Below are 14150 nucleotides of genomic sequence, written 5' to 3' on the forward strand. Positions count from 1 at the left end.
AAATAAGCGGGTATAATTGAATATTGGATTGCTTCATATATCCTCGAAAATATGGTTCGAAAGTATCTACCAAATCACCGTAAATGATTTGACTATGAAGGCAGATTACTTATATGGCTGGAATTCTGTCTCTGCAAAAGGAAGTTTATTTTCTGATTGCAAGTCAAACCTAAGGAAGGGTCTCTTTATTAGGTGCAGAAATTCCAGCCATTTTTATATTTGAAAGGGCGGAATGCGGAATGTATGTTTAGCATCCATTTCGTCTAGAAAGTACATAATAGGGCACAAGGAAAATTCAGGTGCCAAACGACAACATTGATAGGAGTGGACGAATTGCCAGGTAAATCTGAATTGCAAAATCAAGAAATGATTGTGGTATTAGACTTCGGCAGCCAATATAACCAATTGATCACCCGCAGGATCAGGGAATTTGGCGTATACAGCGAGCTTCATCCGCACACCATTACAGCTGAGGAAATCAAGGAGCTGAACCCAAAGGGAATCATCCTTTCCGGGGGACCAAATTCGGTTTATGATGAAAAATCTTTCCGCTGTGACGAACGCATTTTTGACCTGGGGCTCCCTGTGCTCGGCATCTGTTATGGGATGCAGCTTATGACTATTCACTTCGGGGGAAGAGTGGAGCCTGCAAAAAACCGGGAATACGGCAAAGCGACGCTGTCTGTTAAGGAAGGAAGCCGGCTTTTCAAAGGGCTGCCGCCAGAACAGCTTGTCTGGATGAGCCATGGAGACCTGGTAGTCGAAGCTCCAGAAGGCTTCACAGTGGATGGAACGAATGTTTCCTGCCCGATATCAGCAATGAGTGACGAGGAGCGCGGCTTGTATGCCGTTCAATTCCATCCTGAAGTGCGCCACTCAGTATTCGGAAACGAACTGCTGCAAAACTTTGTTTTCGATGTGTGTGCATGTGAAGGGAATTGGTCTATGGAGAATTTCATTGAAATTGAAATAGAAAAGATCCGCAGTGAAGTGGGAGACCGCCAAGTGCTTTGTGCACTGAGCGGTGGAGTGGACTCTTCGGTTGTAGCAGCCTTGATCCACCGGGCAATCGGCGACCAGCTGACCTGTATTTTCGTCGATCATGGCCTGCTTCGGAAGGATGAAGCAGAAGGGGTCATGAAAACGTTTGGAGAAGGCTTCAACATGAATGTGATTAAAGTGGATGCAAAGGACCGCTTCCTTTCAAAGCTGAGAGGTGTTTCGGATCCAGAACAAAAACGTAAGATTATCGGCAATGAGTTTATTTACGTTTTCGACGATGAAGCTGCCAAGCTGCAGGGAATTGACTTTCTGGCACAGGGGACCCTTTATACAGACATCATCGAAAGCGGGACGGCTACTGCCCAGACCATCAAGTCACATCACAATGTAGGCGGACTTCCTGAAGATATGCAGTTTAAGCTGATTGAACCGCTTAATACCCTTTTCAAGGATGAAGTCAGAGCGCTTGGGACAGAGCTCGGCCTTCCGGACTCCATTGTCTGGAGACAGCCATTCCCTGGGCCGGGCCTGGGCATCAGGGTGCTTGGAGAAGTGTCGGAGGACAAGCTTGAGATTGTGAGGGAGTCTGATGCCATCCTTCGTGAAGAGGTCAGGAAAGCAGGATTGGAACGTGATATCTGGCAATACTTCACCGTTCTTCCCGACATCCGCAGCGTAGGAGTGATGGGTGATGCAAGGACGTATGATTATACGATTGGGATACGTGCCGTCACTTCCATTGATGGCATGACCTCGGACTGGGCGCGGATTCCCTGGGAAGTGCTTGAAATCATCTCCACTCGCATTGTTAATGAAGTCCCTCATATTAACCGTGTGGTTTATGATATTACGAGTAAGCCGCCGGCAACGATCGAATGGGAATAAAATAGCTAAATACGAACTATAAAGAATGCGGACAATAAAATGTTCGTATTCTTTATTGACCTTTTTGCTAATTCTGGTACAATCAATTATGTACTTATAAAATAAATATCAAATTATGTCGTATAATATTGGGGATTGGCCCAAAAGTTTCTACCGAGCTGCCGTAACAGCTTGACTACGAGATAAATTCAGAATAGGCCCATTAGGCATTTTTCTATCTTTATCATCAGTCACGCTCCTTCGGTAATAAATCCGGCGGGGCGTTTTTTGTTCCATACGACAAATTTTCCTGGGAGGGAATGGTATGAGAAAGTTTTTTGAATTTGACCAGCTTGGCACAAATTACAGAAGAGAAATTATTGGCGGTTTGACCACATTCTTGGCCATGGCGTATATCCTCGTAGTAAACCCGCTTACGCTGTCCCTGGCGAGCATTAAGGATTACCCTGCTGATCTCAGGATGGATTCTGGTGCCGTCTTCGCGGCAACTGCCCTTGCTGCAGCCATCGGGTCGCTGATGATGGGGATCATCGCGAAATTCCCGATCGCACTGGCGCCGGGAATGGGACTAAACGCATTCTTCGCGTTCACAGTCGTCCTGACTTACGGTGTTCCCTGGCAGACTGCATTGACCGGTGTATTGATTGCCGGAGTCATTTTCGTCCTGCTTTCACTATCCGGCTTCCGTGAAAAGATCATTAATGCAATACCTGCACAGCTGAAGCATGCAGTTGGTGCAGGAATTGGGTTGTTCATAGCGTTCATCGGTTTCCAGAGCGCCGGAATCATTGTGAATAACGATGCAACTTTGATCGGGCTCGGCGACCTGACAAAAGGTGCTACACTTTTATCCGTCGTCGGTATTGTCATCACGGTGATCCTGTTGACCAGGGGAGTCAATGCAGCTGTATTCATCGGGATGGTTATCACGGCTGTCATCGGCATGATATTTGGCCTGATTGACGCGCCTTCGAAGGTTGTTGGCGCTGTCCCGAGCATCTCTCCAACATTCGGTGCAGCATTCGATGCTTTCGCGAATCCTGCTGAAAATATCTTCAACCTCCAGATGCTCGTAGTCATCCTGACTTTTCTGTTTGTGGCATTTTTTGATACTGCGGGAACCCTGGTTGCTGTTGCGAGCCAGGCTGGAATCATAAAGGGGGATGTTCTTCCGCGCGCAGGAAGAGGACTGTTCGCTGATTCTATGTCGATTGTAGTAGGGGCAGTGCTTGGTACATCACCGACTACTTCTTATGTAGAATCCACCGCGGGTGTAGCGGCTGGGGCTCGTTCAGGCTTCTCGGCAGTTGTTGTTGCCATCTTGTTCGTCCTGTCGCTGTTCTTCTTCCCGTTATTGTCAGTCATCACGGCTCCTGTAACGGCTCCTGCCCTGATTGTGGTAGGCGTGCTCATGGTTTCCTCCCTGAAGCATATTGAGTGGGACCGTTTCGAGATTGCGGTGCCAGCCTTCTTCACGGTAGTTGCCATGCCATTCACCTACAGCATTGCGACAGGTATTGCAATTGGATTTGTTTTCTATCCAATCACTATGATCATCAAGGGAAGGGCAAAAGAAGTTCATCCGCTGATGTATTTCCTGTTCATTATCTTCCTTTGCTACTTTATCTTTCTGGTTTGATAAATGAGAAGCTTCCTTGCGGGGGCTTCTTTTTTTTATGGAAAATGGGAGGGGCTGCATGTATCTTAAGGCTTCCTTCAGTTAGGTGTGAACCTCATTTATCCTGCTCGCATTCCTGCCTGCGCCTTACTTTGCTTTACCGCCTTATTCTATTTGTTCCATTTATGCCATTTTTCCTATTTTTCCAGGTTGGGGGAGTTGATTTATGAGGCATGACTCGCTAACATGGAGGTATTCATTCTAAATGGGGTATCCATATGACAATCATTAAGGTCAAAAAAGCATTGAATAATAATGTCCTTATTGCCGAACATCCTATATACGAGGAAGTAGTAGTGATAGGAAAGGGCATTGGCTTTAATAAGAAGAGGGGCGAGGAGCTTGAAGTGTCCGCCGCCGAAAAGATTTTTGTATTAAGAAATGAAAATGAGCAGGAAAACTATAAAAAACTGCTTTCTTCCATAGATGAATCCTTCCTTGCTGTGATCATTGAATCGATCCAGCTTATAAAAAGCAGAGTGAGCGGAGACCTGAATGAGCATATCCATGTCGGGCTGACAGATCACCTGGCTCTTACAATCAACCGGATAAAAGAAGGTATCCATATCTCCAACCCCTTCCTGCCGGAAACGAAGACGCTTTATCCCTCTGAATTCAGCATCGCTGAAGAAGTGGTTGAACTGATCCAGAGGAAAACGGGAATTTCTCTTCCTGAGGCAGAAACCGGCTTTATCACACTGCACATCCACAGTGCTGCTACCAATAGGAATTTGTCAGAGGTTAACCGCCACTCCCAGCTTATTGCTTCACTGATTGAGGTCATCGAGGAGCAGTTCTCAATAAAAATGGACAAAGAAAACATAGATTATATCAGGCTGGTCCGCCATCTGCGCTTTGCCATTGAACGTGTCCTCCAGGATGAAAAGGTGGATGAACCGGAAAATATTGCTGCCCTGTTGCAAAGGGAATATCCCCTGTGCTACAATCTAGCTTGGAAACTCATTAAAATAATGCAAAATACTTTAAAAAAACCGGTCTTTGATGCGGAAGCTGTGTATCTAACCATGCATCTGCAGAGACTTCAGCGAACTAAATAAATTCTTTTCGTGTTACTGATTCGATCAGGCATAAGTAAAGAAACTGAATTAGAGTGTTATGATTATGGGTAGATTATACCTGTACTCCTGACTTCTAAGACATTTCTATACTTATGCCTTTTTTTAATGCCATATTTTGCAAACGTTTTAATGATGTGAAAAATTTATTTCAAGGAGGAAAAAAGATGTTCAAAAAAGCATTTGGTGTGCTTCAAAAAGTCGGTAAGGCGCTTATGCTGCCTGTCGCTATTCTTCCGGCTGCCGGTATCCTGCTTGCATTTGGTAATGCTCTGCAGAATCCGGTGCTGCTGAATCTGGCACCTTTCTTAAAGAACGATGCAGTCTCTATGGTCGCTTCAGTCATGGAAGGCGCCGGCGGAATTATATTTGATAATCTTTCGCTGCTCTTTGCAGTAGGTGTCGCCGTTGGGTTAGCCGGCGGAGAAGGAGTTGCAGGTCTAGCGGCCATCGTTGGTTTCCTCATTATGAACAAGACGATGGGTACGGTGCTTGGCATTGAAGCGAAAGACCTTCAGGGCCATTTGGAATATGCAAGTGTTCTTGGTATTCCTACCCTGCAGACTGGGGTGTTCGGAGGTATCATCGTAGGTATCATTGCGGCCTTTATGTATAACCGTTTCTACAATATCGAGCTTCCATCCTACTTAGGATTCTTTGCCGGAAAACGTTTTGTACCAATCGTAACGGCTGCAAGCGCTGTGGTTCTCGGACTGCTTATGCTTGTAATCTGGCCGCCGATTCAGGACGGACTCAATGCATTCTCCAATAATATGGTCAATGCAAACCTGACTCTTTCGGCATTCATCTTTGGACTGATCGAACGTTCATTGATTCCTTTCGGTCTTCACCACATTTTCTACTCGCCATTCTGGTATGAGTTCGGCCACTATACGAACGATGCTGGTACCCTGATCCGCGGTGATCAGCGTATCTTTATGGAACAAATTAAAGATGGCGTTCAAAACCTGACAGCAGGTACTTTCATGACAGGTAAATATCCATTCATGATGTTCGGTCTGCCGGCAGCAGCTTTTGCCATCTACCAAGAAGCACGTCCTGAAAAGAAAAAGCTTGTGGCAGGTATCATGGGTTCTGCTGCATTGACTTCTTTCCTGACAGGGATCACAGAACCAATTGAGTTCTCATTCCTTTTTGTAGCACCAGTGTTATTCGGAATCCACGCAGTATTTGCGGGACTTTCATTCATGACAATGCACTTGCTCAACGTGAAAATCGGCATGACCTTCTCTGGCGGCCTGATCGATTATATTCTTTTCGGACTGATCAACCCGCAGACAAATGCATGGCTTGTCATTCCGGTCGGCCTGGTATTCGCAGTCATTTACTACTTTGGATTCCGCTTTGCCATCCGTAAGTTCAATCTGATGACTCCTGGCCGCGAGGCAGACGATGAAGCTGGAGAGGAAACAGGCAATGCCCAGGGTGGAGAACTGGCGGCTGAGATTCTTGAAGCAATGGGCGGCCAGCAAAATATCTCTCACCTTGATGCATGTATCACCCGCCTTCGCGTTTCTGTCAATGATGCAGCGGATGTCGACAAAGACCGTCTTAAAAAGCTTGGCGCTGCAGGTGTCCTGGAAGTAGGAAACAACATCCAGGCAATCTTCGGGCCGCGCTCAGAAACAATCAAAGGCCAGATGAAAGACATAATGAGCGGTAAAACACCAAGGCCTGCAAAAGCACCGGCTCCACAAAAAGAAGTAAAAAAACAAATAGAAGATGTAAACCCTAAGGAGCTGCGCAATAAAGTAGAAGAAAGCATTATCTCTCCTATCAAGGGCGAACTGATTCCAATCACTGAAGTGCCTGACCAGGTATTTGCAGAAAAAATGATGGGTGATGGCTTTGCGATCATCCCTTCAGAAGGTACAGTCGTATCACCGGTCAATGGTACCATCGTAAACCTGTTCCCAACCAAGCATGCCATCGGAATCGAATCCGATGCAGGCAGGGAAATCCTGATCCACTTTGGTATCGACACAGTCAAGCTTGAAGGCAAAGGCTTTGAAACACTCGTCGCCCAAGGGGATAAAATTACCCAGGGTCAGCCGCTGCTGAAAGTAGACCTTGACTATGTAAAACAAAACGCAACATCCACCATTACACCGATCGTCTTCACCAACCTGAAAGACGGCGAAAGCATCACAATCAACAAAAAAGGCCAAGTCGCCCTAAAAGAAGAAAACATCATCAGTATATAATATATAGAAGGAGACCGGATATTCCGGTCTCCTTTTCTATTCTATTTAGCGGGGCTGTCCGTATTACCCGGTGATTTCATATCTTTCAGATGACAGGAGGACTGGGGAAAATGTCTATTCATTATTAAATAAAAAAGTGTTGACACTCAGGCGGGAAGCATGGTAAATTATTAAAGCTGCTTTAAACAAGCGGCAATTAACTAAAAAACAATTCAAGAAAAGTTGTTGACTTGGTTAGAAGCACATGTTATTATTATTAAGTTGCTTACAAGCGACTGACTAATATTGACTAAAGATGTTCTTTGAAAACTGAACGAAACAAGACGCCAGTTACTTCCTATATGGAAGTAAACAAATCAAGTTTTAAACTTTATGAGCTATATCGAACACTTTTCGGAGAGTTTGATCCTGGCTCAGGACGAACGCTGGCGGCGTGCCTAATACATGCAAGTCGAGCGGACTGATGGGAGCTTGCTCCCTGAAGTCAGCGGCGGACGGGTGAGTAACACGTGGGCAACCTGCCCTTGAGATCGGGATAACTTCGGGAAACCGGAGCTAATACCGGATAGGTCTTTCCCTCACATGAGGGAAAGAGGAAAGACGGTTTCGGCTGTCACTCAAGGATGGGCCCGCGGCGCATTAGCTAGTTGGTGGGGTAACGGCTCACCAAGGCCACGATGCGTAGCCGACCTGAGAGGGTGATCGGCCACACTGGGACTGAGACACGGCCCAGACTCCTACGGGAGGCAGCAGTAGGGAATCTTCCGCAATGGACGAAAGTCTGACGGAGCAACGCCGCGTGAGTGAAGAAGGTTTTCGGATCGTAAAACTCTGTTGTCAGGGAAGAACAAGTGCCATAGTAACTGATGGCACCTTGACGGTACCTGGCCAGAAAGCCACGGCTAACTACGTGCCAGCAGCCGCGGTAATACGTAGGTGGCAAGCGTTGTCCGGATTTATTGGGCGTAAAGCGCGCGCAGGCGGTCTTTTAAGTCTGATGTGAAAGCCCACGGCTCAACCGTGGAGGGTCATTGGAAACTGGGAGACTTGAGTGCAGAAGAGGAGAGTGGAATTCCACGTGTAGCGGTGAAATGCGTAGAGATGTGGAGGAACACCAGTGGCGAAGGCGACTCTCTGGTCTGTAACTGACGCTGAGGCGCGAAAGCGTGGGGAGCGAACAGGATTAGATACCCTGGTAGTCCACGCCGTAAACGATGAGTGCTAAGTGTTAGAGGGTTTCCGCCCTTTAGTGCTGCAGCTAACGCATTAAGCACTCCGCCTGGGGAGTACGGCCGCAAGGCTGAAACTCAAAGGAATTGACGGGGGCCCGCACAAGCGGTGGAGCATGTGGTTTAATTCGAAGCAACGCGAAGAACCTTACCAGGTCTTGACATCCTCTGACACTCCTAGAGATAGGACGTTCCCCTTCGGGGGACAGAGTGACAGGTGGTGCATGGTTGTCGTCAGCTCGTGTCGTGAGATGTTGGGTTAAGTCCCGCAACGAGCGCAACCCTTGATCTTAGTTGCCAGCATTCAGTTGGGCACTCTAAGGTGACTGCCGGTGACAAACCGGAGGAAGGTGGGGATGACGTCAAATCATCATGCCCCTTATGACCTGGGCTACACACGTGCTACAATGGATGGTACAAAGGGCAGCAAAGCCGCGAGGCCGAGCGAATCCCATAAAGCCATTCTCAGTTCGGATTGCAGGCTGCAACTCGCCTGCATGAAGCCGGAATCGCTAGTAATCGCGGATCAGCATGCCGCGGTGAATACGTTCCCGGGCCTTGTACACACCGCCCGTCACACCACGAGAGTTTGTAACACCCGAAGTCGGTGGGGTAACCTTTATGGAGCCAGCCGCCTAAGGTGGGACAGATGATTGGGGTGAAGTCGTAACAAGGTAGCCGTATCGGAAGGTGCGGCTGGATCACCTCCTTTCTAAGGAAAAAGCGATCTTGTTTCGTTCAGTTTTGAGGGAGCATTCTCTCAAAACCAAAAATAAATTAGAAGCGCTATTCGAAAGAAGAGCAGCGTTTGTCATTTATTTTTTCGTTCTTTGAAAACTAGATAACAATATAAGGCAAAAATGATTTGCGTCATTTTACCGCATCGAGTAATAAACCGAGTTAAGTTTTATTGTTTTATTATAGGTCGATGATTCAAGACCTGACAGCCCTTCGGGCTTAGGGGAAGAACATCAGCCGAATTGGTTAAGTTAGAAAGGGCGCACGGTGAATGCCTTGGCACTAGGAGCCGATGAAGGACGGGACTAACACCGATATGCTTCGGGGAGCTGTAAGTAAGCTTTGATCCGGAGATTTCCGAATGGGGAAACCCACTGTTCGTAATGGAACAGTACCTTCACCTGAATTCATAGGGTGATGGAGGCAGACCCGGGGAACTGAAACATCTAAGTACCCGGAGGAACAGAAAGCAAATGCGATTTCCCAAGTAGCGGCGAGCGAAACGGAATGTAGCCCAAACCGAAAGGCTTGCCTTTCGGGGTTGTAGGACACTCTATACGGAGTTACAAAGGAACGGGGTAGACGAAGAGACATGGAAAGGTCCGTCGAAGAAGGTAACAACCCTGTAGTCGAAACTTCGTTCCCTCCAGAGTGGATCCTGAGTACGGCGGGACACGTGAAATCCCGTCGGAAGCAGGGAGGACCATCTCCCAAGGCTAAATACTACCTAGTGACCGATAGTGAACCAGTACCGTGAGGGAAAGGTGAAAAGCACCCCGGAAGGGGAGTGAAAGAGATCCTGAAACCGTGTGCCTACAAGTAGTCAGAGCCCTATGTCCCTTTTGGGAAACGGGTGATGGCGTGCCTTTTGTAGAATGAACCGGCGAGTTACGATTTCATGCAAGGTTAAGTTGATGAGACGGAGCCGCAGCGAAAGCGAGTCTGAATAGGGCGAATGAGTATGAGGTCGTAGACCCGAAACCAGGTGATCTACCCATGTCCAGGGTGAAGTTCAGGTAACACTGAATGGAGGCCCGAACCCACGCACGTTGAAAAGTGCGGGGATGAGGTGTGGGTAGCGGAGAAATTCCAATCGAACCTGGAGATAGCTGGTTCTCTCCGAAATAGCTTTAGGGCTAGCCTCAAGTGTTAAGAGTCTTGGAGGTAGAGCACTGATTGGACTAGGGGCCCATCTCGGGTTACCGAATTCAGTCAAACTCCGAATGCCAATGACTTTTCCTTGGGAGTCAGACTGCGAGTGATAAGATCCGTAGTCAAAAGGGAAACAGCCCAGACCACCAGCTAAGGTCCCAAAGTATACGTTAAGTGGAAAAGGATGTGGAGTTGCTTAGACAACCAGGATGTTGGCTTAGAAGCAGCCACCATTTAAAGAGTGCGTAATAGCTCACTGGTCGAGTGACTCTGCGCCGAAAATGTACCGGGGCTAAACGTATCACCGAAGCTGTGGGTGGACACCTAGGGTGTCCGCGGTAGGAGAGCGTTCTAAGGGCTGAGAAGCCAGACCGGAAGGACTGGTGGAGCGCTTAGAAGTGAGAATGCCGGTATGAGTAGCGAAAGAAGGGTGAGAATCCCTTCCACCGAATGCCTAAGGTTTCCTGAGGAAGGCTCGTCCGCTCAGGGTTAGTCGGGACCTAAGCCGAGGCCGAAAGGCGTAGGCGATGGACAACAGGTTGATATTCCTGTACCACCTATTCATCGTTTGAGCGATGGGGGGACGCAGTAGGATAGGGTAAGCGCGCTGTTGGATTAGCGCGTCCAAGCAGTTAGGCTGAAAACGAGGCAAATCCCGTTTTCACATAAGCTGAGCTGTGATGGCGAGGGAAATTTAGTACCGAAGTTCCTGATTCCACACTGCCAAGAAAAGCCTCTAGCGAGATGAAGGGTGCCCGTACCGCAAACCGACACAGGTAGGCGAGGAGAGAATCCTAAGGTGTGCGAGAGAACTCTCGTTAAGGAACTCGGCAAAATGACCCCGTAACTTCGGGAGAAGGGGTGCTCATCTGGGTGAATAGCCCGGATGAGCCGCAGTGAATAGGCCCAGGCGACTGTTTAGCAAAAACACAGGTCTCTGCGAAGCCGCAAGGCGAAGTATAGGGGCTGACGCCTGCCCGGTGCTGGAAGGTTAAGGGGAGAGGTTAGCGCAAGCGAAGCTTTGAACTGAAGCCCCAGTAAACGGCGGCCGTAACTATAACGGTCCTAAGGTAGCGAAATTCCTTGTCGGGTAAGTTCCGACCCGCACGAAAGGCGTAACGATCTGGGCACTGTCTCAACGAGAGACTCGGTGAAATTATACTACCTGTGAAGATGCAGGTTACCCGCGACAGGACGGAAAGACCCCGTGGAGCTTTACTGCAGCCTGATATTGAATTTTGGTACAGCTTGTACAGGATAGGTAGGAGCCTTTGAAGCCGGAGCGCCAGCTTCGGTGGAGGCATCGGTGGGATACTACCCTGGCTGTATTGAAATTCTAACCCGCGCCCCTTATCGGGGCGGGAGACAGTGTCAGGCGGGCAGTTTGACTGGGGCGGTCGCCTCCTAAAGAGTAACGGAGGCGCCCAAAGGTTCCCTCAGAATGGTTGGAAATCATTCGCAGAGTGTAAAGGCACAAGGGAGCTTGACTGCGAGACCTACAAGTCGAGCAGGGACGAAAGTCGGGCTTAGTGATCCGGTGGTTCCGCATGGAAGGGCCATCGCTCAACGGATAAAAGCTACCCCGGGGATAACAGGCTTATCTCCCCCAAGAGTCCACATCGACGGGGAGGTTTGGCACCTCGATGTCGGCTCATCGCATCCTGGGGCTGTAGTCGGTCCCAAGGGTTGGGCTGTTCGCCCATTAAAGCGGTACGCGAGCTGGGTTCAGAACGTCGTGAGACAGTTCGGTCCCTATCCGTCGTGGGCGCAGGAAATTTGAGAGGAGCTGTCCTTAGTACGAGAGGACCGGGATGGACGCACCGCTGGTGTACCAGTTGTCTTGCCAAAGGCATCGCTGGGTAGCTATGTGCGGACGGGATAAGTGCTGAAAGCATCTAAGCATGAAGCCCCCCTCAAGATGAGATTTCCCATAGCGTCAAGCTAGTAAGATCCCTGAAAGATGATCAGGTAGATAGGTCTGAGGTGGAAGCGTGGCGACACGTGGAGCTGACAGATACTAATCGATCGAGGACTTAACCTATCTTGTTTATACTCGAAAACGTAATGCAAATCAGCCTTTGTTATCTAGTTTTGAAGGAACGAAAGTTACTTCATATCTGTCTGGCAGTTATGGCAAAGAGGCCACACCCGTTCCCATCCCGAACACGGAAGTTAAGCTCTTTAGCGCCGATGGTAGTTGGGGGCTCTCCCCCTGTGAGAGTAGGACGCTGCCGGGCAGTAAAGAAAGATCCGCTTCCTGCAGATCTTTTTTTATTGACTTAGGACCTTCAGGGTCCTGAAGAGTCACCCGAAAAGGATTTTAAATTGTTATTGACTCCGGTGCATATCGGTGTTAATATTTAAAAGCTGCTCGAAAAGAGAAGCTGAAAAAACTTTTTCGAAAGTGTTGACTCACCATGAAATACATGTTATTATTATTAAGTTGCTTACAAGCAACTGACCAATATTGACTAAAGATGTTCTTTGAAAACTGAACGAAACAAGACGCCAGTTACTTCCTATATGGAAGTAAACAAAACAAGTTTTAAACTTTATGAGCTATATCGAACACTTTTCGGAGAGTTTGATCCTGGCTCAGGACGAACGCTGGCGGCGTGCCTAATACATGCAAGTCGAGCGGATGGATGGGAGCTTGCTCCCTGAAGTCAGCGGCGGACGGGTGAGTAACACGTGGGCAACCTGCCCTTGAGATCGGGATAACTTCGGGAAACCGGAGCTAATACCGGATAGGTCTTTCCCTCACATGAGGGAAAGAGGAAAGACGGTTTCGGCTGTCACTCAAGGATGGGCCCGCGGCGCATTAGCTAGTTGGTGGGGTAACGGCTCACCAAGGCCACGATGCGTAGCCGACCTGAGAGGGTGATCGGCCACACTGGGACTGAGACACGGCCCAGACTCCTACGGGAGGCAGCAGTAGGGAATCTTCCGCAATGGACGAAAGTCTGACGGAGCAACGCCGCGTGAGTGAAGAAGGTTTTCGGATCGTAAAACTCTGTTGTCAGGGAAGAACAAGTGCCATAGTAACTGATGGCACCTTGACGGTACCTGGCCAGAAAGCCACGGCTAACTACGTGCCAGCAGCCGCGGTAATACGTAGGTGGCAAGCGTTGTCCGGATTTATTGGGCGTAAAGCGCGCGCAGGCGGTCTTTTAAGTCTGATGTGAAAGCCCACGGCTCAACCGTGGAGGGTCATTGGAAACTGGGAGACTTGAGTGCAGAAGAGGAGAGTGGAATTCCACGTGTAGCGGTGAAATGCGTAGAGATGTGGAGGAACACCAGTGGCGAAGGCGACTCTCTGGTCTGTAACTGACGCTGAGGCGCGAAAGCGTGGGGAGCGAACAGGATTAGATACCCTGGTAGTCCACGCCGTAAACGATGAGTGCTAAGTGTTAGAGGGTTTCCGCCCTTTAGTGCTGCAGCTAACGCATTAAGCACTCCGCCTGGGGAGTACGGCCGCAAGGCTGAAACTCAAAGGAATTGACGGGGGCCCGCACAAGCGGTGGAGCATGTGGTTTAATTCGAAGCAACGCGAAGAACCTTACCAGGTCTTGACATCCTCTGACACTCCTAGAGATAGGACGTTCCCCTTCGGGGGACAGAGTGACAGGTGGTGCATGGTTGTCGTCAGCTCGTGTCGTGAGATGTTGGGTTAAGTCCCGCAACGAGCGCAACCCTTGATCTTAGTTGCCAGCATTCAGTTGGGCACTCTAAGGTGACTGCCGGTGACAAACCGGAGGAAGGTGGGGATGACGTCAAATCATCATGCCCCTTATGACCTGGGCTACACACGTGCTACAATGGATGGTACAAAGGGCAGCAAAGCCGCGAGGCCGAGCGAATCCCATAAAGCCATTCTCAGTTCGGATTGCAGGCTGCAACTCGCCTGCATGAAGCCGGAATCGCTAGTAATCGCGGATCAGCATGCCGCGGTGAATACGTTCCCGGGCCTTGTACACACCGCCCGTCACACCACGAGAGTTTGTAACACCCGAAGTCGGTGGGGTAACCTTTATGGAGCCAGCCGCCTAAGGTGGGACAGATGATTGGGGTGAAGTCGTAACAAGGTAGCCGTATCGGAAGGTGCGGCTGGATCACCTCCTTTCTAAGGAAAAAGCGATCTTGTTTCGTTCAGTTTTGAGGGAGC

At 49.0% G+C, this 14150-nt stretch carries 4 protein-coding genes, 4 rRNA genes and 2 riboswitches; all 8 genes read left to right on the plus strand.

Going from position 1 to position 14150, the window contains the following annotated elements; genetic code table 11:
* The first annotated feature begins 13 nt into the window (after positions 1-13).
* A riboswitch (purine riboswitch) is annotated at positions 14-115 on the plus strand.
* 251 nt (positions 116-366) lie between these two features.
* The 8 genes from guaA to V1501_RS01985 all read left to right on the plus strand — a co-directional run bounded on the left by guaA (position 367) and on the right by V1501_RS01985 (position 14108).
* Positions 367-1887 (plus strand): glutamine-hydrolyzing GMP synthase, encoded by a 1521-nt coding sequence (gene guaA, locus V1501_RS01950; protein ID WP_409293207.1) that lies wholly within the window; start codon positions 367-369, stop codon positions 1885-1887.
* 98 nt (positions 1888-1985) lie between these two features.
* Positions 1986-2085: riboswitch (purine riboswitch) on the plus strand.
* 106 nt (positions 2086-2191) lie between these two features.
* Complete coding sequence (locus V1501_RS01955) at positions 2192-3526, plus strand: NCS2 family permease (protein ID WP_409291191.1); 1335 nt, start codon at positions 2192-2194, stop codon at positions 3524-3526.
* Between the two features lie 257 nt (positions 3527-3783).
* Complete coding sequence (gene glcT / locus V1501_RS01960) at positions 3784-4623, plus strand: glucose PTS transporter transcription antiterminator GlcT (protein ID WP_409291192.1); 840 nt, start codon at positions 3784-3786, stop codon at positions 4621-4623.
* Between the two features lie 185 nt (positions 4624-4808).
* Positions 4809-6866, plus strand: coding sequence for a glucose-specific PTS transporter subunit IIBC (gene ptsG, locus V1501_RS01965; protein WP_409291193.1), 2058 nt, complete (start codon positions 4809-4811; stop codon positions 6864-6866).
* 390 nt (positions 6867-7256) lie between these two features.
* A 16S ribosomal RNA gene (locus tag V1501_RS01970) occupies positions 7257-8807 on the plus strand.
* Positions 8808-9077: 270 nt separating this feature from the next.
* Positions 9078-12026 (plus strand): 23S ribosomal RNA (locus V1501_RS01975).
* A gap of 79 nt (positions 12027-12105) precedes the next feature.
* Positions 12106-12222: ribosomal RNA gene (rrf, locus tag V1501_RS01980) — 5S ribosomal RNA — on the plus strand.
* Positions 12223-12557: 335 nt separating this feature from the next.
* Positions 12558-14108: ribosomal RNA gene (locus V1501_RS01985) — 16S ribosomal RNA — on the plus strand.
* Together the 16S, 23S and 5S rRNA genes form the textbook arrangement of a ribosomal RNA operon.
* The last annotated feature ends 42 nt before the right edge of the window (positions 14109-14150 follow it).

Source organism: Paraperibacillus esterisolvens (assembly GCF_046237625.1).
Lineage (GTDB): Bacteria > Bacillota > Bacilli > Bacillales > DSM-1321 > Paraperibacillus > Paraperibacillus esterisolvens.